Source organism: Niastella sp. OAS944, from assembly GCA_024809215.1.
GTDB lineage: Bacteria > Bacteroidota > Bacteroidia > Chitinophagales > Chitinophagaceae > Niastella.
Window position 1 is genome coordinate 857,652 of record JANUBW010000003.1, and the last position, 20,982, is coordinate 878,633.

Sequence of the window (20,982 nt, forward strand, 5' to 3'; positions counted from 1 at the left end):
ATGTAACCGGCCGCAATACCATTTTATTATAAATTCTTATATAAGCGAATAAATTCGCCATGGATTGTTTAACCCAAATTAAAGTATAGCAATGAAAAAATTATTGATCGCCACCGGTATGTCTATAGTGGCATTAACCGGTTGTGCCTACTCGCAACAGGGCGGCAACTCGCTGGCCACCGCCAATGTAAAAACATTGAAACCCAGGGGCGAGTATTTGAATGATGTTAACGTACGGGCCATGCGCGATTTTGTTAGTCGATATGGCGATGTACAAGATGTGAAATGGCATAATAGCAACGGAAGCCATACTGCTGTTTTCATTCGCGACAGCGTTCAATACCGGGCAATGTACAACAGTCGCGGCGACCTGAGCTATATAATGAAGTATTATGAAGAAAAGCAACTGGCCCGTAATATTCGCGCTATTGTAAAAAGCACTTACTACGATTATAAAATATACATAGTGCAGGAGATTGAAACACCCGATCACCCATTGATATACATTATAAATTTACAAGGCGAAACAGACTGGAAGAAAGTAAAGCTTTGCCAGGGTGAAATGGAAGTGATGGAAGAGTTCAACAGAGGAAGATAAGGTTGTGCCGCAGCTCCTAAAGGATTGTTAATGGCGCAAAATAACAAGCGTTAGCTCTTTAACATACCGTTTGTAAACGACATACACTGTTTTCAATCTATTACTGTATAAAAACAATGGAGGAAACAGTATATGAAAAAGATCTTTACACTTGCCGCAATCTTATTCAGCGTAACAATCTTTGCCGCTAACGTAAACCCTCGTCCCAGTGATAGTAAATTAGCCATCCGCAGTAACAGCGATGCCTTTATACAGGTGTTCATCGATGGTAAACAGTATAACATGAATCGCAATGGTTTTGTAATGGATAACATCCGAAGTGGCCGCCACCGCATTGAAGTGTATAAAGTAGATAACTACGGTATGTTTAGAAAAAGGCCACAGATGGTGTACAGCAACACAACTTTTGTTAAACCTTGGGAGTCGCTGAACATTAATATCAACCGTGGCGAAAGAGTATGGGTAGACACCCGTTTTGACCGTGATGATCGCAATGGCCGTAACGACCGTTGGGATAATGACAGGGATCATGGCCATGGACGTGACTATAACGATCGCGATGGCAGATTTAACAAATAACGTACGCTATAAATAAACAACAATGGCCTCCTGGTAAAACGGGAGGCCATTTCTTTTTATAGCAGCATTTTAGAAGGAACTGTATTTGCTTTTGACTTTCGGCTTACAGCTTTAAGCTTGTATTTCCCCTTTAACACATCGTTAGTAAACGACCACGCTTAAAAGCCATCTATTACTGTATAAAAACAATGGAGGAAACAGTATATGAAAAAGATTTTTACACTTATTGCCGTATTGTTTAGTATAACCACTTTTGCTGCTCCTGGTCCTAAAACATCAAAAATATCAATCTCAAATAACGACCGTTCAAAGATGCAGGTGAAGATCGATGGTAGAATGTACGACCTGAATAATACGTTTGTAATGGATAACGTTCGCTCAGGTAACCACTCCATCACCATTTATAAAACTGAGAGCTTTGGTTTTAGAAAAATGACAAAGGTGATCTACAACAGTTCTATGTTTGTTGCTCCCGGCCAGTTGATCGATGTAGATATCAATCGTTCAGGTAACGTATCGGTTAAAACAATTTCTAACGACAGGTTTAACCGTGATGATCGTAACAGAGGAAACGACAGGGATTACAACGACCGGTACGATAACAACAGGAACAATAACGGTAGAGATAATAATTATGGAAGACATTAACAACAGGGTTTCATTAATAAAAAGGGTCCCGCTTCATTGGCGGGACCCTTTTCTATGTGGTAAGCTTTGTGAATTTTGATTTAAACTGGCTTTATACCCAGCACTTCGGTCATAAACAATTCGGTTTCTTTTTCAACACCAGGAACGTCGTGTGACCGTATCCACGAACCAATAACATGGTTGCCGGTATTGGGCATTGCTTTTTCACGTTTCTTATCGGCCGGTGTGCCCAGCTGGCTGAACATCTCCTTAATGGCGCTTACTTTAACAGTACTATCCTGATGTACTTCATCTTTATAATAATACAAGGTAAGCGTAGGTTGTTTAACGCGTGCAAAGGTCTCTTGCTTCATAGAAGTTTCAACCAGCTCTTCGAGGTTTACAGCTGCTTCTATGCGGTAATGGTAGGTCCAGTACTTACGAAATTCTTCCCGCTTATCTTCCGAATCGAGGTATTTTGAGCCTGTAACCATTCTGGCTATTTGTAATCCCCAGGGGTTGTTAAGGATCCAGGCAGTGGGGTCGTTGATGGCAATATTGGGCGACATAAGGATCAGCGCATATATATCGGGGTACTCGGCTGCCAGTTTCAGCGCAAGTGTGCCGCCGGTAGAGGTTCCAACCAATATAACTTTATTACCAAGCTGTTTTCCAATGGCCAGGGCCTGCTTGGCAGATTCCCACAGGTTATCTGCGGTAAGGTTCACCATAGGCTCGGTAGTATCGATGCCGTGCTCGGCCAGGCGCGATAAATACAAATTGCAACCAAACTTTTTGGCCAGGTAGCGGTGAACCGGATCGCCTTCACCTTGTGAGGCCGTAAAGCCATGCAGGTAAACCAGCGAATACTCGGTTTTGTTTTTAAGTGAGTCGTTGGCCCATACAACCCTTGCTTCGTTATCGGGTTTAACCGTATGGGCGGCTTCCTGTTGTTTAATGTAATTTACAAGAGTAGCAGGTTCTGCCGGCACCTGGGGCATGGCAGTAGAGTATACAGGTGCTGAGGGGTTGGGTCCTGCGAAATAGGCAATGGCCAGGATTGCCACAATTATGAGGAGCCATTTTATTTTACGCATACGTAAATTTGGCTGAAATTAACAGCTTTTTATTATCTGGGAAAGCATTGGGGGCTAATTAAAATGATTTTTTTATGAATTCCGATACCGGCAAGTATATTATGCTCATTGGCGCCGCCGTGGTGGTAATAGGTGTGGTGATCTATTTCTTTCACGATAAGCTGCATTGGATAGGCCACCTGCCCGGGGATATTCGTATTGAAAAAGAGAACTTCCGGTTTTATTTTCCTGTCACTACAATGATTGTGTTCAGTGTACTGATAACGGTAATTGTAAGTTTAATCCGCAGGTTTCTGTAGAAAACGCTTGCACGTATTTGTTACCTCCTTGTTAATTACCCGTATATTACTATTGGTTTCTATTCTATTATAGACCTTGTAACTATGACCCTAAACAACCGCTACATTGCGTTGGATGTATTTCGTGGATTGACCATATGTTTAATGATCCTTGTAAATACACCCGGCAATCAGCAGGCGATATATGCTCCCCTGCAACACGCTGCCTGGCATGGCTTTACGCCTGCCGACCTGGTGTATCCCTCTTTTCTGTTTGCCGTTGGTAATGCATTATGCTTTGCCGTTAAAAAATGGTACAGCATGCCTCAGGCGCAGGTACTGGGTAAAATTTTCAAACGCACCGTGTTGTTATTTATACTGGGCTTTTTGTTGTATTGGTTCCCATTTGTACATAAAGAAGAAAGCGGATTTGTATTTAAGTCATTTTCCGATACAAGGGTGCTGGGTGTATTGCAACGGATAGCATTATGCTATTGCATAGCCGCGCTACTTATATACTTCGCCAAACCCAAAGGCGCTTTTATTGCCGCTGTGTTTTTATTGATAGCGTATCAATTCATACTGTTGATGTTTGGCGTGCCTGGTGAGCAATACACCATGGCCGGGAATGCAGCAACGCGGTTAGATCTTTGGGTACTGGGGCCAAACCATATGAACCATGGCGAGGTAATTCCCTGGGAACCCAATGGCATTTTGGGCACCCTGCCAGCCACAACCAATGTAATTGCAGGTTATCTTGTTGGGCGTTATATACAATTAACGGGAAAAAACACCGGCATGCTGATGCGTTTAACATTAACCGGTTGTGGGTTAACGGCGCTTGCATTGGTTTGGAACAATTGGTTCCCCATAAACAAAAACCTGTGGAGCAGCCCATTTGCGCTACTTGCAATAGGGCTCGATTGCATTATTCTGGCGGTGATCATTTACATCGTTGACTTCCTGCAAAAAGACCGCTGGGCAACCTTTTTTGAGGTTTTTGGGAAGAACGCCCTGTTCATTTATCTGTTGTCGGAAGTGGTGGCCATCCTTATGCGGGGTACACATATTTATGGACCTATATACGAACACATATTCAAATTTGCCGGTATGTATTTGGGTTCACTGCTTTTTGCGGTTTGTTTTATGCTGGCCTGCTGGCTGGCCGGCTGGTATTTAGATAAAAGAAAAATATATATTAAAGTATAAATTCCAAATTCCAAATCACAAGCTCCAAACAAATCCCAAGTTCCAAATTCCAAATCCCAACATTTCGATAGGAGAACTTGGATCTTGTGATTTGGAATTTCTTTTGGATCTTGGAATTTGAGATTTGGAATTTTTTTTTGGAACTTGGAATTTGGGATTTGGAGCTTATAAATCCGTGACTGCTATTTGTTTAGCATGCTGCCATAAAAAATTAATTCGTTTTATGAGGGTTTACAAGGATTTATGTCCATAAAAACCTTTATAAACCTGAATTAATTAAACATAAAGTTTCCCCATTTGCTTGCCTCGCCCATTGATTTGGCGTACCTTTGCGCCTCGTTTGCCATTGCAAAAATTACAGCATTTTAAGGCATTCATTATTAAGAAATTAAAAAAGCAATTCCTGTCAGGAATAAGGATTTTATGGATATCAGAAACATCGCCATTATTGCCCACGTTGACCACGGAAAAACTACCCTGGTAGACAAAATTTTACACGCTACCAAAGTGTTTCGTGATAACCAGGAAACTGGTGACCTCATCATGGACAGTAATGATCTGGAAAGAGAAAGAGGTATCACCATCTTCAGTAAGAACGCGGCGGTAACATACAAAGATGTAAAGATCAATGTAATTGATACCCCTGGCCACGCCGACTTTGGTGGTGAGGTTGAACGTGTTCTGAAAATGGCCGATGGTGTGTGTTTGCTGGTAGATGCCTTTGAAGGCCCCATGCCACAAACCCGCTTCGTATTACAAAAAGCATTGCAGTTGAACCTGCGGCCAATTGTGATCATCAATAAAGTGGATAAGCCAAACTGCCGTCCCGATGAAGTACATGATGCCGTATTTGAATTATTCTTCAACCTCGATGCTACAGAAGAGCAGCTCGATTTTCCTACTTATTACGGTAGCGGAAGAAACGGCTGGTTCAACGATTCATTAACTCCAACTGATAATATCAATCCTTTGCTGGATGGTATTCTGAAACATGTACCACCACCAAAAGTAAGCGAAGGTACCCTGCAAATGCAGATCACTTCCCTGGATTATTCATCATTCCTGGGTCGTATTGCCGTGGGTAGAGTATCACGCGGAACCATAAAAGAAAATCAGCCCATTTCACTGGTACAGGGTGATGGCAGCATTAAAAAGACCCGCGTAAAAGAACTGTATGTGTTCGAAGGCATGGGCAAGAAAAAAGTAACTGAAGTAGTTGCCGGCGACCTGTGCGCTGTTGTAGGTATTGAAGGTTTCAACATTGGCGATACCATTGCCGATTTTGAAAATCCTGAAGCATTACCAGTTATCAGTGTTGATGAGCCTACCATGAACATGTTGTTCTCAATCAACAACTCACCTTTCTATGGTAAAGATGGTAAGTTCGTAACGAGCCGCCACCTGCGCGATCGTTTGATGAAAGAAACTGAAAAGAACCTGGCCTTAAGGGTTATGGATAGCGACAACGGCGATGCTTTCGTAGTATATGGCCGCGGTATCCTGCACTTAGGCGTATTGATTGAGACCATGCGTCGTGAAGGATATGAGTTAACGGTAGGTCAACCCCAGGTTATCGTAAAACAAATTGACGGTAAGAAATCTGAACCATATGAGATCCTTGTGGTGGATGTACCCCAGGAATTTGCTTCTAAAGTAATTGACCTGGTTACCCGCCGTAAAGGTGAAATGCTGGTGATGGAAACCAAAGGTGAAATGCAACACCTGGAGTTTGAAATTCCTTCACGCGGTTTAATTGGTTTGCGTACGCAAATGCTTACCAACACACAGGGTGAAGCTGTAATGGCCCACCGCTTCAGCGAATATAAAGCCTGGAAAGGTGCTATTCCTGGCCGTAACAACGGTGTGTTGTTAGCTAAGGAAAACGGAGCTTCAACCGGTTATTCACTCGATAAATTACAGGATAGAGGTTCGTTCTTCATTGATCCAGGTGAAGAAATATATGCAGGTCAGATCATTGGCGAGCATATTAAACCAGGCGACCTGGTAGTGCAAATTACCGAAGGAAAGAAACTCACCAATATGCGTGCCAGCGGTAGCGATGCTGCAACTAACATTGCACCTAAAATTCAGCTTACCCTCGAAGAGTGCATGGAGTACATTCAGCATGATGAGTGTATTGAGGTTACGCCTAACTTCATTCGTATGCGTAAAACCATACTTAATGAAGAAGAAAGAAAGAAACAGGCTAAGTCAATGAAGGCTGAAGCGTAAGAGAAGCTAATACTTTTAAATAAAAAAAGGGAATTGTTCCAAAAGAGCAATTCCCTTTTTGTTGTGCGCCAACCAACTGAGGGCAGGCTTTGTCTACGCGTCAACTTTTTATCGTATTTTTGCCACGTAATTGGATTTACTATGAGAGCGCACGTGATAATATTTGTACTGTTAATGTTGTTTTTTGTGCTGCCGGCCGATGTATCGGCGCAATGTAGTATCTGCACCAAAACTGCGCAGCAACTGGGCGAAAAACCCGCCAAGGCATTGAATATGGGTATTGTTTACCTGGGCCTTACTCCATTAATTATCATGGGTTATATTGGCTACCGTTGGTGGAAAAGCGATCATTGATACCCCGCAACAGCCTTACATATTCCGCTTTACATATTTATGATTTCGTGGTGGGAAAAGCCAGTCAACGGCGCGATGCCATTTTACGGCGGTGTATTTTCTCTTAATGATCACCGGCACCTGGCTTAGATCGAGCTGGGCAAAACCGGCCAGCATTTCTTCAAAGTTCTTACCCTTGAACTGTTGTTCAGCAATCCATGCGAGTATAAATGGGTCCCAGTCTTCTTTGTTACGCCAGTAGTGTGCAATCCAGGGAGTGGCGTCGCCGAGGGTGTAAATATGATTAAGGGCCAGAGATAAAGAGTATTGTTCTACCAACCTGAAGGGCACACCGCCTGCACACATTTCATCACATATCTGTAAGGCCAGCTCAACATCTTTTCCGTTTTGGTTATTAGGCGTTGATACTACCCCTGCATTCCACATATGATCGGTTGGCTTCATAGCCAGTCCGCCAAATGTTTTGCCCTCTAATGCCCGCCAGGTTCTTTTACTGGTTTTATCTTTTAATGTTGACAAAGCGCCTTCATCTTCGTGCATATAGGCTTTGCCGCCCAGCAGTTCAGCTTTCAGGGAAGCTATATTACTGTATAGGAACGTATCGGTATCGCAATAAATAACCGGACTGCCGGTATACATATTAGCTATTTGTTCAATAGCCTTTATTTTAACACGCCAAAAGAAGTCGTGCGGTCCTTTCCATTCTTTTATTTTCTCAGGGGTTACCGGAATTATATTGGCGTGCTTTGCCAGGTGTTGATAAAATGGCGCCGCATCGGTTATTATGTTTATCGATTTTACTTCATTGGGCTGTTGCAGAAATGACATAGCCGAGAATGCAGCCTGCAGGTGATTCGAAAAACGGTTCCCAAATGTGCAATACAATATATGCATATGTTCTTCTATCGGATTTTAATAATACCTGGTTATAAACGAATAAACGTTGGTGATATTTTCTTTTTGAATAGCGGCCAGCAATGCTTCCTTACTAATGTCTTTCATGCGGTGCTTTTGCAACAGGTAATAGGCTTTGTCGGCCAGTAACCTGAACTTTTTTTCGGTTGTATGCACCTGTTTCAACCGGTTGGTGATGGCTTCATATAATTCAGGTATGCCTTTCTTTTGTGAGGCCACTGTTTTTATAACCGGTATATCAACCGCAGTGGCATGAAATGCCGGCTGAAGCATGAGTTTGAGGTTTCGGAAAAAAGTATCGGCATCGGGCCGGTCGGCTTTATTCACAACGAAAATATCGGCTATTTCCATAAGACCTGCCTTCATGGTTTGCACTTCATCGCCCGCTTCGGGTACCAACACAACTGTGGTAACATCGGCCAGTGCGGCAATTTCTACTTCGCTTTGTCCAACCCCAACGGTTTCTATAATAATGTTATCAAAAGACGATGCTTTTAACACTTCGGTAAGTTCAATGATTTTGGGATGCAATCCGCCCAGCGAGCCCCTGGTTGCCAGCGAACGGATAAATACATTGGGATGGCTGTACCATTCGCTCATTCTAATACGATCGCCCAACAGGGCGCCAAGGTTAAAAGGAGAGGAGGGATCAACACAGAGCACGGCTATTTTCTTTTGCGCTGCCACCAGTTCGCCAATAAGGGCATCGGTCAATGTGCTTTTGCCTGCGCCAGGCGGGCCTGTTATGCCAATGATCTGCGTACGCTTGTTAACAGGCAATGCTGCCAGGAATTGCGCATAGCCGTGCACTTCATTTTCAACCAGTGAAATACACCGGGAAATGGCTTTTTGCGAACCTTCCTGTATTTGTTGCAGCAAGAGCTGCCAGTTAGTGGGCGCCTGCGTATGCATGTTCTGTTTATGATTTCAAATACTTGTTTAAGCCAGTGTTACACCAGGTTTGTTTTTCCTGAATGGTTTGCTGCATTAGCCGGGTGTTGCGTTCTTCTTTGTCGCGCGAAAACTCCCGATGCCACATATGATAAACAAGGGCGCCGAATTTCAGATATCTTTTCTGTACACCTGCATTGTACAGCCTGATGCTAAGTTCACTGTCTTCTTTGCCCCAGCCGGTAATGTCTTCATTATAACCATTCACTTTTATCATGTCTTTAAGCCAGTAGGCCGTGTTACATCCTTTTATGTAATACACGTTCTTTTCGTTCGTCCTGTACCGCTTCTCCATAATGTTGGTAAGTTGCGGGGAGCGAATGCCATTAAAGAAGTTTTTGCGGCCTTTGGCAAAAAACGGAATTGTAAGAATTCCTTTTTGTAAAACTTCTTTTGTAAGGGCCTGGTTCATGATCACCCGGGTGCCGGCTACAAATGAGTTGGGTTTGGCAAAGCGCAGGTGATCTTCAATAAAACGGTTATGGAGCAATACGTCGCCATCTACCTGTATTATATAATCGCCTTTTGCTTTGGCCAGTGCTTTATTTAAAATGATCGTTTTTTGAAATCCTTTGTCGGGTTGCCATTCATGATATAAGGGAGTAGGAAACTTACTCTGAAATTCCTCAATAACTGAACGTGTTCTGTTATCTGAACCATCATCGGCAATGATCACTTCATCGGGGAGTACGGTTTGCCGGGCAACACTCTTTAATACCAGCGACAGGGCCTCGGGCCAGTTGTAGGTGGAGATCAGTAATGTATTGGATGGTTTATTGTTCATTTGGTTTTTCGTTATTTAACATCCACAGTTTGGTGTATTTCATAAACGCTCCGTACGCATGAAAAACAGCTAATATAAATCCATGCCCACCATCTAAAAATCCTTTTTTAAAAACATAGGCCTGAATAAAGGTTATGAGCGGACTGAATATAATCTTAAACCAGGAGGCTTTTTTCCCTTTTTTGAAATTCAATTCGGCGCCCAGATCGGTATACTTGTTTGCTTTGGCTACATGTTCGCGTATGGCGTAATAAGTATAATGTAATAAATGGCCTTTCAGTCGCTGAAGCGTTACGTTGGGGGATATTTGCAGGGTTTCATGCACCAGCTCATCATTCCACCGCACTTTGCTTTTAGGAAACAAACGGATCTTGTAATCGGGGTATTCAAATCCGTGACGAAGGAATTTACCGTAATAATAATTCAGCCGGGTAAATTCGTACATGTTCTGCAGGCCCTGTTTTTTGGCTGTTTGAATACTTGCGATCAATTCATCATCCAATGCTTCATCGGCATCGAGTGATAAAATATACTCATGTTTTGCGTGCTGAATACCAAAATTCTTTTGCGGTCCAAAGCCCGGCCATGCGTTTTGAATAACTTTCGCACCTTCCTGTTGGCAAATGGCTACGGTATCATCAGTTGAAAAGCTGTCAACCACAATTATTTCATCGGCTACCGTTTTTAGTGATACCAGGCATTTTTGAATATTCCGGGCTTCATTATGGGTGATGATTACTGCTGTAATCGAACTCATTGCATTGTTTTTAATGTTGGTACGTTGCGCAACAACTATTGGAATTATTTTAAAATTCTATAGTTTTTGTAATCGAACAGGCGCTTGCCGGTTGCTTTTTCAATATAATACAACAGGCGGTTTTTGAATGAAAAGCGTTTATGCTTTATGTCCATTTCAATTTTCCAGTTCTGCTTTTTAATGCGCTCCTGCATAACAGCCGGGTGCGTATCTGTAAACTTTGCCAGAGAATCGAATTCGTTGTTGAAGTCCCAGAAATCAGATTCTGTTAAAAACTGTTCCCATTCCTCATCGCTACGCCAGAATTTACCAATATTCTTTTGCTTTTGCAGCATTTGTTTAGGGCTTTTTACCCAGCCATAATGATATATATGCGCATCTATGAGTTTTACATTGAGCTTATCGCCGTTTTTGCGAAAGCCCTGGGCGTCTTTCCAGGAATGAATGCTTTTATCGTTGCGTATTAAGCGTATTTCGCGATTGTACCAGCGCCGGCTATCACCTACATAATTATACGTCCCGTAAAAATGGGTGTATTTGAATAAAAGGCCTTCCACCTCCTTGTTGTCTTTGTATTTTTTGGCGGCTTCCAAAATGGCGGGGTAATATTTTTCATGTACCACTTCATCGGCCTGAATGTAAAAGGCCCAGTCGGAGTCGGGTGAAACATGGGCAAATGCTTTGTCGGTTTCAGCCGCCAGTACCGCGCCGCCCTGACGTAATGCAGGGTCCCACACTGAATGCACAATGCGGATCTTATCAGAAGAAATAGACTGAATTAACCCAAGGGTATCGTCCTCACAATCGCCAATACTTACGATCATTTCATCTACCAGGGGTAATACAGACCGTATTGCCTCCGTTACGGGATAATCATTAATTACAGCATTTCGTATAATAATAAATCCCGAAATTTTCATAACTTTTTATAATAAAAGATGTTAAATAGTTGTATAATATACCCTGCAAATGTAGCTTAATGTAGAATATAATTTACAGGTTTAAAAACATTGTGGTAGATTGAAAAACACGTATTTTATATGACCAATTTCATTCCTATTTTCCCGCTGAGCATAGTAGTTTTTCCCGGCGAAAAAGTACATCTTCATATTTTTGAACCCCGCTATAAACAGCTGATAACTGAATGTTTTGAAACTAAAAGAACATTTGGTATTCCTTCAGTGGTAAATAATAAACTGCAGGAAATGGGCACCCTTGTACAGGTGAACGAAATTGTGCAAACCTACGAGAATGGTGAAATGGATATTAAAACAGAAGGATTGCGCATTTTTCGTGTGTTGGAAGTAATACAGCAGATACCTGAAAAATTATACAGCGGCGCTATTGTAAATTATCCTGAAAATGATGATTATGGCAATCGCGAGCTGATGCAAAAAGTGGTGTCGGGAGTAAAGCAATTGCACAAATTGCTGAACATAACAAAGGATTTTAAAAAACCCGATGATCAGCTAAAAGCGTATGATGTTGGCCACCATGCAGGGTTATCGTTGGAAGAAGAGTATGAGTTTTTGGGCCTCATGAAAGAATTGCAACGCCAGGAGTATATAAAAAGGCATTTGCAAAAAGTATTGCCTATGCTGTTGGAAATGGAGCAATTGAAAGAAAAAGTAAAGCTGAACGGGCATTTCCGTAATTTATCGGCCTTTGATTTCGATTTGTAAAGTCAGCACCATATCTTCATCCGGTAATTGTTCCAGCAAACCGTTTAAATTTTGTAAGATTGGGTCAAACAACATTATGTTTTGATTTCGGCAACACCCGGTTGAAGTGTGGTATTTTTAATAACAGGGAGTTACAGGAAGTGTTGATATTGGAGAATGATAGTGATGAAACTATCAAACACCTTATTGAAAAATACACACCAGCGAAGTCGATCCTCTCATCTGTAATAGATCATAATGCCGGCCTTGAGCAGTTGCTGGCTTCGGCTAGCCGCTTTCACAAATTAAATCATGCGTCAAAGCTGCCTATTACCACACCGGTGGGTAAACCTTCCGATATTGGTGCCGACAGGCTGGCGCTGATGTCGGCAGCAGTTGATCTTTTTCCTGAGCATAACAATCTGATAATAGGGTTGGGCAGCGCCATTACTTATAACTTCGTTAATAAATACAAAGAGTTTTTGGGCGGTGGTATTTCGCCGGGTATGGAAATGCGGTTTAAGTCATTAAAAATGTTTACCGCCAAATTACCACTTGTTGAAAAAGACTGGAACATGTCGTTGATCGGGTACGATACCCGCACCAATATACTCAGTGGTGTTATACTGGGCATGGCCAAAGAAATTGATGGAATGATAGATGCCTATAAAGAAAGGTATGGGAACTTTAACGTGGTGTTAACCGGGGGCGATGCACCCTATTTTGTGTATCATTTGAAAAACAGGATATTTGCAGACCCAGACCTGATCTTTAAGGGACTTTATGCTATCAGCGAGCACAATAATAAGTGAGTAACCGGGTTATAGCAATCGAAATATGCAAAGGAAAAGAACTACATATTATTTTTTTGCCGCGGTCCTGCTCATAGGGTTTGTGTCGATGATGAGTTCCTGTGAGAATGATCCAAAGGTTGTTGATGATCTATACAAAAAGCAAATAGCGATAGAAGAGGCAAAGAATATTGAAAGCTATATGAGCCAGCAGGGTAAGGTAAAAGCAAAACTTACCGCCCCGTATATGCTAAGGTACCAGGCCGATTCTCCCTATATAGAATTTCCCCGCACACTGCATGTTGATTTTTATAACGACAGTACTGAAATAGAAAGTACGCTCGATGCGCGGTATTCAAAGTACGTGGAGTATGATCATAAAGTATTATTACGCGACAGTGTACTGGTGCTGAACATAAAAAGTGGCGATACCTTAAAGACCCAGGAGTTATGGTGGGACCAGGACAAACAAGAGTTTTATACAAGCAAACCTGCTCAAATATACCAGCCAGATAAGATCATCTTCGCAAAATATGGCCTGAAGGCCGCGCAAGACCTCAAATCGTATACCTTATATGGCAGCGAAGGCCCCATGTTGGTGCCGGAGAACGGAATTCCTGATTAAGTTGAAGAGTTGGCGTGTTAACTAATCCCTTACATTTGACGCCTAAACACAACTTTATGGAATACAGAAGACTTGGACGATCTGGATTACAACTGAGTGTTCTTTCTTTTGGCAGCTGGGTTACATTTCACAAACAAATTGACGACAGTATAGCTGATACATTGATGGGAATATCCTACGATGCCGGCATTAACTTTTTTGACAATGCGGAAGGGTATGCTTTTGGTGAAAGCGAAAAGATGATGGGCCGGGTATTGAAGAAAAAGAACTGGGACCGCACCTCGTACGTAATTTCATCGAAAGTGTTTTTTGGCTGGCGAAGGGATAACAAACCTAACCAAACAGGTTTAAGCAGAAAACACATTGTAGAAGCCTGCCACGAGGCGCTTGAACGTTTGCAACACGATTACCTCGATCTTTATTTCTGTCACCGCCCCGATCCCGCTGTACCTATTGAGGAAGTGGTATGGACCATGCACAACCTGGTTCAACAGGGTAAGATATTATACTGGGGAACCAGTATGTGGAGTGGCGCCGAAATTATGGAAGCCCACCGCGTAGCCCAACAGTATTGTTTAATAGGGCCTGTTATGGAACAGCCGCAATACAATATGTTTGAGCGCTACAAAATGGAAATGGATTACCTTCCTGTATTTAGAAATGTTGGCCTGGGAACTACCATCTGGAGCCCGCTGGCTGCCGGCTTTTTAACCGGTAAATATAATGATGGCATTCCCGATGACTCGCGCCTGGCCATAAAAGGGTTCGACTGGCTAAAGAACAGATGGTTGCAGGATGAAAAAATAAGGAAAGCAAAGCAACTGAGTGGACTGGCTAAACAGCTGAATGTGTCACTGGCGGCATTGTCAATTGCCTGGACCATCAAAAACCCCCATGTGACCACTGCTATATTGGGCGCTACTAAAACAGAGCAGCTGCACGAGAACCTGAAAGCTACTGCCGCATTACCTTTATTAACAGCAGAGGTAATGGAAGAAATAGAAAAGATATTACAGAACAAACCATTCCTAGACCTGCAGTAAGCAGTTACTTAAAATAGTTGTGCAGAAAACAATTAACCCATTCCGCCTGACCGGAATGGGTTTTTTATTAACGTTTATATAGGACGGCTCAACATTAAACGGGCTGTATGTATTGGTTGTTTTTTACTTGTGAATAAACTGTCGTATATCGTCACACTGTATTATTCTTTAATACATTTTTTATATGTAACGTTAACAGCTGGGTTAAATGTAATTACAGGTTTATTTAATGGGTCATTTATAGGTATAATGCATATGTATAACGGTTGAAAGCCTACTGCGTGTTTGTACACGCTGGTAAATTCATCAACTAACGGTGACATGTACGTAGGATGCTCCTAAGTAATAATGCTATTGTATGGTATTCAATGGTTAAATATCTTTGGCACATAAAGGGGAGTAAAGATGAAGCATCGCTCCCTGGTAAAGAAATCCGTTGACTATGAAAACTGGTAAAAACCTTTTCCTGTATTTGTTGAACTATTGTACCCTGAACATCGCCATTCGACTCTCTGCACGTAACACAAGTATAGCCAGCCCCTTTTATTACAGAAAAACAACAGGCCTTCCCAGGCAATCTGCCACCGATGTAAGCGTATAATTTTAGATCATGAAGCAACTGGTACTGCAGGTTAAGGGTTTCATATAGTGCTATTACGGTTAACTAATAAAAAATATTCTCAATAAGTATAATTGTACGCCCGGCTTTGTTTGGGCGAAGAAAGAAATTATTAAGAGTTTCTAATAGGGGTTAAATAGTGCATAGGGCAAAAAAGGCCGCCCTTTTTTAAGGGCGGCATATTTTTATGCTAAAAATTATTAGCAGTAAGCGCCGATATAAAAAAGAAAACCGGCTTAGAAAAGCCGGTTCATACCCTGATATTATTAAATGAGAACTAAGTGACTGAAGTATAACCTAAGTTTCGATGTAATCGCCCTCTCTTTTCTTCATTTTAGCCTGAAACCAGGTTACGGAAAATAGTATGCAGTAAACATACGTAGTGTAAATCCCCAATGAAACGATAATACATATCGTTTAGTATGTGGTATTATGTAAAAATTTATGGCTATATAAAATTAATTGCAACCGATGTTGATGCGTCGATTGGGCGTGCGTTTGAGCGGCAATTAGCAATCGGCAATAAAATTTAGGTGGCGCAAGAACTGTTATCATCTTCAAAATTGGCGAGCCCACTCACCACTTACCACTCACCATTCACCTTTTTGTTATTTAATTGTTATCGCACCCTTTTTTACAATTTCTGCCAACCCCCTTCGCCATTCAGCCTACACAAACTTAAGCGCCTTTACAATCAATGTACTAACGCGTTTAGCAGTGAGGGCTTACTAATGGTTGATAGTTAGGAATTGCAACCATGTTGACAAATACGGCCGGTAAAAGTTATTTAAACGTTTGTTTAATTTAAACGTTTGTTTAATTTTGTGGTTCCAAAAGAAAGATCTTTATGTCACTCACGGAAAAAGTTGATAAAAGGGCACACATTCTGGCGATAGCCGAAACCCTGTTTGCTGAAAAAGGATTTGATGGGACTTCTGTGCGGGATATTGCGCAACTCGCTAACGTTAATCTTGCCATGATCTCTTACTACTTCGGTTCAAAGGAGAAGTTGTTGGAAGCTTTGATTGAAGACCGGGCCGGTTATACCATAGGAATAATTGAGGAATTAAGTAAAAATCAAACCCTTACCCCCTGGGATAAGATAGATAAGCTGGTTGATTTTTACGTAGAGAAGATATTTAACAACTTCCGGTTCCATTGTATCATGTCGCAACAATACAATCATACCCGGTCGCCCGAAATAAAAGAGCTTATAATAAATATCAAGACGCGTAACCTGGAACAGATCAAAAAAGTGATCGCAGACGGACAAAAGAAAAAGATATTTTGTAAAGTAGATATAGAGCTTACGATGGCGAGTGTGTTTGGCACCCTCACGCATGTAACAAATTCAAAAAGCCTGTATTGCCGCCTTTGGAAAATTGAAGAAACAGATGATGTCTCATATCGTAAGAAAATAACTCCCCGGTTAAAAACACATTTAAAACAAATGATGCGGGCGCACCTTGATATCAAAAACGAAGAATAACATTATAATATAGAACGCATGAACTTGAATAAGAAAATAGTATCGGGATTAGCCTTATTACTAACCATTTTTACTGCACAGGCACAAACAAGGACCATCAGCCTGGAGGAAGCCGTTCGGCTGGGTGTGGCCAACAGCAAGCAATTGAAGGTGGCACAAAATAAGATCGATCAGGCCGTTTCGCAACTGGAACAGGCAAAGGATGAAACCCTGCCAACTGTTAAAGTAAGTGCAGGTTACAGTCACGCCTTAATGTTGCAAAGAAGCTTTGCACTGCCATCATCAGATGGTTCAGACCCCAAAGCCATGAAGTTCCCATTTGATAACACCTTGTATCAGGGAACGCTGAGCATTAACCAGCCCATTATTGCAGGTCACCGTTACCGGTATGCAAAGGAGTCGGCCAACATTTTGATACAAAGCAGCAAGCTGAATGCCGAAACAGACAAAGATGAAATTGTATATAATATCATCAATGCCTATATCAACTTTTACAAAATTCAGCAGAACCAAAAAATTGTAACACAAAACCTGCAGGATGTAGATCAGAAACTGGCGGAAGTTAAGAAATTCGAAAGCCAGGGATTGGCTACCAAGAACGATGTATTACGATTCCAATTACAAAAATCGAATATACAGATACAGGAAATTGAATTGAACAATAACCTTAAAGTGGTTAATTATAACCTGAATATCTTGCTGGGTCTGCCTGAGAATACTACAGTACAGGTACAGGATGTGGTTTACAAACTGGATTTGAATGAAAGCCCGGAAGTTTACACAAAGCAGGCCCTGCAAGATAGAAAGGAGTTCAGCTCGCTGAACTACCAGGATAAACTGGCAGAAGTTAACGTCAAAAAAATTCACGACGAAAAAATGCCCACTGTTGGCGTAGGCGGTAACCTGTATTACATTAACCCCACAAAATCATTGATACCTAAAAGCGCAAGCTATCTGGCCCCTTTTGTTGTAGGTATAAATGCAAGCTGGGATATTACAGGTTTTTTCAAGAACAAGAACAAGTTAACCGAAGCCAATTTACAACGACAGGAAGTGGCTGCTACCCGCGATCTGCTGACCGATCAAATAAAGATGGATGTAAACAGATCATTCAACCAGTATCAGCAAACGCTTGAAAAAATTAAGTTATTGAACGATGCAGTGGTACAGGCTACAGAGAACGAGAGAATAACAGAATCAAAATTCAAGAACAACCTGGCAACTACCACCGACCGTATCGAAGCACAAACCCTGTTGTACGAATCGCGTTTGAATCTTGAGCTGGCAAAAGCCGACGCTACGGCCGCTTATTATACCCTTTTGAAAACAACCGGACATATTCAACCCTAACACCATTTAAAAAAGTATTAAAGAGATATTGTATGAGCGAAGCACAAGCACAAAAGAGTAAAGGAAAAAAGATCATTTTCCCTGTTATCCTGGGTCTTGTATTAGTTGGCGCATTAGGATTTACCGCCAAGGAATATTTTTATGGTAAAAGCCACGAGGAAACCGATAACGCGCAAATAGATGCAGACATAAGCCCGGTAGTTTCACGGGTAAGCGGTTATATTAAAGAGATCCGTTTTAAGGATAACCAGTTTGTAAAAGCAGGCGATACCCTGGTGGTATTGGACGACCGCGATTTTCAGATCAAATTGCAACAGGCTGAAGCTGCCCTGGCTGTAGCCCGTCAATCGGTGAACGTACAACAGTTTGCAGTAAATGAGGCAAGAACCGGTATTGCAACTGCACAGGCAAATATTGAAACAGCTAAAGTACGCGTGTGGAAAGCGGCTGAAGATTTCAAACGCTATGAAGCCCTGTACGAAGATCATGCAATAACCAAGGCGCAGTATGATGCTGCCAAGGCTGAAAAAGATGCTGCTGAAGCTGCATTGCGTGTAACGCAAACCCAGGTGCCCGTTGTTACTGAAAAAGTAAGTACCAACCGTCAACAGGTACAGGCAACTGCTTCAAACATCGGATTGCGTCAGGCTGATATTGACTATGCAAAATTGCAAATAAGCTATACAGTTATTACCGCGCCAACCGATGGTATTATTTCTAAAAAGACCATTCAACCCGGTCAACTGGTTCAGGCTGGTCAGTCATTGTTCTCAATTGTAAATGATGGCGGATTGTACCTGACAGCTAATTTCAAAGAAACACAAATTGAAAGTATTAAGGTTGGTCAGGCCGTTCATATTAATGTAGATGCATTTGCCGATCACCCAATAAACGGAACTGTAGAATCATTTGCTGGTGCAACCGGTGCCAAGTTCTCTTTGTTGCCTCCCGATAACGCTACCGGTAACTTCGTAAAAGTTGTTCAACGTATTCCGGTTCGCATTAAGTTAGATAAATCTGATGCTGCGTTCCTGAATAATTTACGTCCGGGCATGAGCGCCAAAGTGGTGGTTGATACTAAGAAATCGTAGAATACAGCTATAAGCGATAAGCTTTAAGCTGTAAGCAAATACAGTTTTGCGTTATGTTTACCTTGTGCCTTTCGCTTAAAGCTTACGGCTTTTAGCTTTAGGCTGCGGATAGCGAGGTAACCTACTGACGCGAGCTTAAAAAATAAATTATTTAAAATGGCAGAACAAGGATTTAGGAAATGGATCATCACCATTACCGTGATCATGGCTTCACTGCTGGAGTTGATCGATACAACCATTGTGAACGTGGCCCTTCCCGATATTATGGGTAACCTGGGCGCCACCTTGGAAGATGCCGGATGGCTGGTAACAGGTTATGCAGTGGCCAACGTAATTGTATTGCCAATGTCGGGTTGGTTGGGCGATCGTTTTGGACGAAAGAATTATTTTCTGGCCTCCATTCTGATCTTTACCGCTGCCTCCTATTTATGCGGACAGGCTACCTCGCTCACAGAGCTGATCTTATATAGGTTATTACAAGGTTTGGCTGGTGGTGGCTTGCTGTCAACAGCGCAGGCCATATTGATGGAAACCTGGCCCCGTGAAGAAATAGGTATGGCAACAGCCCTGTTTGGTTTGGGTGCGGTAGTAGGGCCAACCCTTGGGCCCACCATTGGTGGTTACATTGTTGATAATACCAACTGGCGTTATATCTTCTATGTAAACATCCCTGTAGGAGCAGTGGCCGCCTTTCTGGTGTCGATGTTTGTGCGGGAGTCGCCGATGTTTGCCAAGGGCAAACCGATAGACTGGTGGGGTATATTGTTGCTGGCAATAGGTGTAGGTAGTTTACAGGTAGTATTGGAGAAAGGGGAAACTGAAGACTGGTTTCAAACACCCTACATTGCATTCCTTACAGTAACAACAGTATTAGCCGGTATAGGTTTTCTTTGGCGCGAGCTGAGCACCGATCACCCGGTTGTGGACTTTCGCATTCTGAAGAACCGAAGCTTTGCAATTGGTACTATAACGTCATTTGCGCTCGGGTTCGCTTTATACGGTTCGGTATTTATATTTCCGGTATTTTGTCAGAACCTGTTACACTTTACCGCCCTGCAAACCGGGTTGATCTTATTGCCCGGTGGTTTGGCAACCATCATCATGATGCCTTTTGTAGGCGCTATGTTGAAGCGGGGCGTACCGGCCCAGTATATGGCAACCGGTGGCTTTATCCTGTTCTTTGTATTCTGCTGGCTGTTGTCGAACAGCACGCTTGAGTCGGGCACAGGCGACTTCTTCTGGCCGCTTATTATTCGCGGTATCGGTATGGCCATCCTGTTCGTTCCATTGACCACGTTGGCGGTTTCAAGCCTTCAGGGAAAGCAAATAGGCCAGGGTACCGGTTTGAACAACATGATGCGTCAGTTGGGTGGTTCATTTGGTGTGGCCATTCTTACCACGCTAATACACGTTAAATCGGGCGAAGTACGTAACGCACTGTTGAGTAATACGAACAGCTTTAACCCCGCCTACGTGCAGCGTAAAGAAGGTATGATACAAATGTTAATGGGTAAGGGATATAATTTACTGGATGCCCAGCAGGCAAGCGATCGTATGATGGAAGGAAATATCATTAGGCAAACCATGCTGGTAACCTACGATCATATGTACATGCTGATAGGCTTTTTTGTACTGGCTGCCATTCCGGTAATTTACCTGCAGAAGTTTAAGAAGAAACCGGTGATCATCACCGATGCTCACTAAAATATAAGACTGAAAAACCACGGTGCTGTGATACGGAAGAACCACAAATTGAAAGGCAAGTAAGTCTGATGAACCTGAGGTAAAAGATAAACCCCTCCCGATGCAGTGGGAGGGGTTTTGTATTATATAATTAGGATCAAGTCAAATTCTTGGGGGATTAGTTTGTTACGCATAGATTTTAGCGAGTCTGAATAAGAAGAAGCTGATGTCTCTTACGCCCCTTGCAGA

At 42.3% G+C, this 20,982-nt stretch carries 22 protein-coding genes; 16 read left to right on the plus strand and 6 right to left on the minus strand.

Annotated features, from left to right (window positions below):
- Window positions 1-91 precede the first annotated feature (91 nt).
- From GGD38_RS18300 to GGD38_RS18310, 3 genes are all read left to right on the plus strand, one after another.
- On the plus strand, window positions 92-598 hold the full coding sequence (locus GGD38_RS18300) for a hypothetical protein (protein WP_375297696.1): 507 nt from the start codon (window positions 92-94) through the stop codon (window positions 596-598).
- Window positions 599-730: 132 nt separating this feature from the next.
- Window positions 731-1,177, plus strand: coding sequence for a hypothetical protein (locus tag GGD38_RS18305; RefSeq protein ID WP_375297697.1), 447 nt, complete (start codon window positions 731-733; stop codon window positions 1,175-1,177).
- Window positions 1,178-1,381: 204 nt separating this feature from the next.
- On the plus strand, window positions 1,382-1,825 hold the full coding sequence (locus GGD38_RS18310; RefSeq protein ID WP_375297698.1) for a hypothetical protein: 444 nt from the start codon (window positions 1,382-1,384) through the stop codon (window positions 1,823-1,825).
- Between the two features lie 80 nt (window positions 1,826-1,905).
- Here the strand turns inward: GGD38_RS18310 and GGD38_RS18315 are convergent, their stop codons facing one another.
- Entirely contained in the window at window positions 1,906-2,901 is a 996-nt protein-coding gene (locus GGD38_RS18315) for an alpha/beta hydrolase (protein WP_375297699.1), read from the minus strand.
- A gap of 74 nt (window positions 2,902-2,975) precedes the next feature.
- On the opposite strand from GGD38_RS18315, the gene GGD38_RS18320 reads away from it, so the two are divergent.
- The 4 genes from GGD38_RS18320 (at window position 2,976) to GGD38_RS18335 (ending at window position 6,974) form a co-directional block, all read left to right on the plus strand.
- A complete protein-coding gene (locus GGD38_RS18320; protein ID WP_375297700.1) occupies window positions 2,976-3,200 on the plus strand; it encodes a DUF2905 domain-containing protein in 225 nt (74 codons plus the stop codon).
- Between the two features lie 84 nt (window positions 3,201-3,284).
- Window positions 3,285-4,388, plus strand: coding sequence for an acyltransferase family protein (locus tag GGD38_RS18325; RefSeq protein ID WP_375297701.1), 1,104 nt, complete (start codon window positions 3,285-3,287; stop codon window positions 4,386-4,388).
- 423 nt (window positions 4,389-4,811) lie between these two features.
- Entirely contained in the window at window positions 4,812-6,620 is a 1,809-nt protein-coding gene (gene typA, locus GGD38_RS18330; RefSeq protein ID WP_375297702.1) for a translational GTPase TypA, read from the plus strand.
- 141 nt (window positions 6,621-6,761) lie between these two features.
- Window positions 6,762-6,974 (plus strand): hypothetical protein, encoded by a 213-nt coding sequence (locus GGD38_RS18335; protein WP_375297703.1) that lies wholly within the window; start codon window positions 6,762-6,764, stop codon window positions 6,972-6,974.
- 15 nt (window positions 6,975-6,989) lie between these two features.
- Here the strand turns inward: GGD38_RS18335 and GGD38_RS18340 are convergent, their stop codons facing one another.
- Genes GGD38_RS18340 through GGD38_RS18360 form a run of 5 tightly spaced genes read right to left on the minus strand, consistent with a single transcriptional unit; the run spans window position 6,990 to window position 11,301 of the window.
- Window positions 6,990-7,868: a hypothetical protein gene (locus GGD38_RS18340; RefSeq protein ID WP_375297704.1), complete on the minus strand. Its 879-nt coding sequence runs from the start codon at window positions 7,866-7,868 to the stop codon at window positions 6,990-6,992.
- 18 nt (window positions 7,869-7,886) lie between these two features.
- On the minus strand, window positions 7,887-8,801 hold the full coding sequence (gene meaB, locus GGD38_RS18345) for a methylmalonyl Co-A mutase-associated GTPase MeaB (RefSeq protein WP_375297705.1): 915 nt from the start codon (window positions 8,799-8,801) through the stop codon (window positions 7,887-7,889).
- 7 nt (window positions 8,802-8,808) lie between these two features.
- On the minus strand, window positions 8,809-9,624 hold the full coding sequence (locus GGD38_RS18350; RefSeq protein ID WP_375297706.1) for a glycosyltransferase family 2 protein: 816 nt from the start codon (window positions 9,622-9,624) through the stop codon (window positions 8,809-8,811).
- Window positions 9,614-10,381 (minus strand): glycosyltransferase family 2 protein, encoded by a 768-nt coding sequence (locus GGD38_RS18355; protein WP_375297707.1) that lies wholly within the window; start codon window positions 10,379-10,381, stop codon window positions 9,614-9,616. Before GGD38_RS18355 ends, GGD38_RS18350 begins: the two co-directional genes overlap by 11 nt.
- Window positions 10,382-10,425: 44 nt before the next feature.
- Window positions 10,426-11,301, minus strand: coding sequence for a glycosyltransferase family 2 protein (locus GGD38_RS18360; protein ID WP_375297708.1), 876 nt, complete (start codon window positions 11,299-11,301; stop codon window positions 10,426-10,428).
- 120 nt (window positions 11,302-11,421) lie between these two features.
- On the opposite strand from GGD38_RS18360, the gene GGD38_RS18365 reads away from it, so the two are divergent.
- The 9 genes from GGD38_RS18365 (at window position 11,422) to GGD38_RS18405 (ending at window position 20,754) form a co-directional block, all read left to right on the plus strand.
- Window positions 11,422-12,063 carry an LON peptidase substrate-binding domain-containing protein gene (locus GGD38_RS18365; RefSeq protein WP_375303856.1) on the plus strand — a complete coding sequence of 214 codons (642 nt, stop codon included), beginning with the start codon at window positions 11,422-11,424 and terminating at the stop codon, window positions 12,061-12,063.
- A gap of 59 nt (window positions 12,064-12,122) precedes the next feature.
- Complete coding sequence (locus tag GGD38_RS18370) at window positions 12,123-12,854, plus strand: type III pantothenate kinase (protein WP_375297710.1); 732 nt, start codon at window positions 12,123-12,125, stop codon at window positions 12,852-12,854.
- Between the two features lie 25 nt (window positions 12,855-12,879).
- On the plus strand, window positions 12,880-13,458 hold the full coding sequence (gene lptC / locus GGD38_RS18375; RefSeq protein ID WP_375297711.1) for an LPS export ABC transporter periplasmic protein LptC: 579 nt from the start codon (window positions 12,880-12,882) through the stop codon (window positions 13,456-13,458).
- A 56-nt stretch (window positions 13,459-13,514) separates the two neighbouring features.
- Window positions 13,515-14,501 carry a potassium channel beta subunit family protein gene (locus tag GGD38_RS18380; protein WP_375297712.1) on the plus strand — a complete coding sequence of 329 codons (987 nt, stop codon included), beginning with the start codon at window positions 13,515-13,517 and terminating at the stop codon, window positions 14,499-14,501.
- 442 nt (window positions 14,502-14,943) lie between these two features.
- Complete coding sequence (locus GGD38_RS18385; protein ID WP_375297713.1) at window positions 14,944-15,102, plus strand: hypothetical protein; 159 nt, start codon at window positions 14,944-14,946, stop codon at window positions 15,100-15,102.
- Window positions 15,103-15,967: 865 nt separating this feature from the next.
- On the plus strand, window positions 15,968-16,609 hold the full coding sequence (locus tag GGD38_RS18390) for a TetR/AcrR family transcriptional regulator (RefSeq protein ID WP_375297714.1): 642 nt from the start codon (window positions 15,968-15,970) through the stop codon (window positions 16,607-16,609).
- An 18-nt stretch (window positions 16,610-16,627) separates the two neighbouring features.
- Window positions 16,628-17,959: a TolC family protein gene (locus GGD38_RS18395; protein WP_375297715.1), complete on the plus strand. Its 1,332-nt coding sequence runs from the start codon at window positions 16,628-16,630 to the stop codon at window positions 17,957-17,959.
- 32 nt (window positions 17,960-17,991) lie between these two features.
- Complete coding sequence (locus GGD38_RS18400; RefSeq protein ID WP_375297716.1) at window positions 17,992-19,050, plus strand: HlyD family secretion protein; 1,059 nt, start codon at window positions 17,992-17,994, stop codon at window positions 19,048-19,050.
- 156 nt (window positions 19,051-19,206) lie between these two features.
- Window positions 19,207-20,754: a DHA2 family efflux MFS transporter permease subunit gene (locus tag GGD38_RS18405; RefSeq protein WP_375297717.1), complete on the plus strand. Its 1,548-nt coding sequence runs from the start codon at window positions 19,207-19,209 to the stop codon at window positions 20,752-20,754.
- The last annotated feature ends 228 nt before the right edge of the window (window positions 20,755-20,982 follow it).

Coding starts and splice junctions, on each gene's coding strand:
- GGD38_RS18300 (WP_375297696.1), top strand. CDS start 92: ATGAAAAAATTATTGATCGCCACCGGTATGTCTATAGTGGCATTAACC.
- GGD38_RS18305 (WP_375297697.1), top strand. CDS start 731: ATGAAAAAGATCTTTACACTTGCCGCAATCTTATTCAGCGTAACAATC.
- GGD38_RS18310 (WP_375297698.1), top strand. CDS start 1,382: ATGAAAAAGATTTTTACACTTATTGCCGTATTGTTTAGTATAACCACT.
- GGD38_RS18315 (WP_375297699.1), bottom strand. CDS start 2,901: ATGCGTAAAATAAAATGGCTCCTCATAATTGTGGCAATCCTGGCCATT.
- GGD38_RS18320 (WP_375297700.1), top strand. CDS start 2,976: ATGAATTCCGATACCGGCAAGTATATTATGCTCATTGGCGCCGCCGTG.
- GGD38_RS18325 (WP_375297701.1), top strand. CDS start 3,285: ATGACCCTAAACAACCGCTACATTGCGTTGGATGTATTTCGTGGATTG.
- typA (WP_375297702.1), top strand. CDS start 4,812: ATGGATATCAGAAACATCGCCATTATTGCCCACGTTGACCACGGAAAA.
- GGD38_RS18335 (WP_375297703.1), top strand. CDS start 6,762: ATGAGAGCGCACGTGATAATATTTGTACTGTTAATGTTGTTTTTTGTG.
- GGD38_RS18340 (WP_375297704.1), bottom strand. CDS start 7,868: ATGCATATATTGTATTGCACATTTGGGAACCGTTTTTCGAATCACCTG.
- meaB (WP_375297705.1), bottom strand. CDS start 8,801: ATGCATACGCAGGCGCCCACTAACTGGCAGCTCTTGCTGCAACAAATA.
- GGD38_RS18350 (WP_375297706.1), bottom strand. CDS start 9,624: ATGAACAATAAACCATCCAATACATTACTGATCTCCACCTACAACTGG.
- GGD38_RS18355 (WP_375297707.1), bottom strand. CDS start 10,381: ATGAGTTCGATTACAGCAGTAATCATCACCCATAATGAAGCCCGGAAT.
- GGD38_RS18360 (WP_375297708.1), bottom strand. CDS start 11,301: ATGAAAATTTCGGGATTTATTATTATACGAAATGCTGTAATTAATGAT.
- GGD38_RS18365 (WP_375303856.1), top strand. CDS start 11,422: ATGACCAATTTCATTCCTATTTTCCCGCTGAGCATAGTAGTTTTTCCC.
- lptC (WP_375297711.1), top strand. CDS start 12,880: ATGCAAAGGAAAAGAACTACATATTATTTTTTTGCCGCGGTCCTGCTC.
- GGD38_RS18380 (WP_375297712.1), top strand. CDS start 13,515: ATGGAATACAGAAGACTTGGACGATCTGGATTACAACTGAGTGTTCTT.
- GGD38_RS18385 (WP_375297713.1), top strand. CDS start 14,944: ATGAAAACTGGTAAAAACCTTTTCCTGTATTTGTTGAACTATTGTACC.
- GGD38_RS18390 (WP_375297714.1), top strand. CDS start 15,968: ATGTCACTCACGGAAAAAGTTGATAAAAGGGCACACATTCTGGCGATA.
- GGD38_RS18395 (WP_375297715.1), top strand. CDS start 16,628: ATGAACTTGAATAAGAAAATAGTATCGGGATTAGCCTTATTACTAACC.
- GGD38_RS18400 (WP_375297716.1), top strand. CDS start 17,992: ATGAGCGAAGCACAAGCACAAAAGAGTAAAGGAAAAAAGATCATTTTC.
- GGD38_RS18405 (WP_375297717.1), top strand. CDS start 19,207: ATGGCAGAACAAGGATTTAGGAAATGGATCATCACCATTACCGTGATC.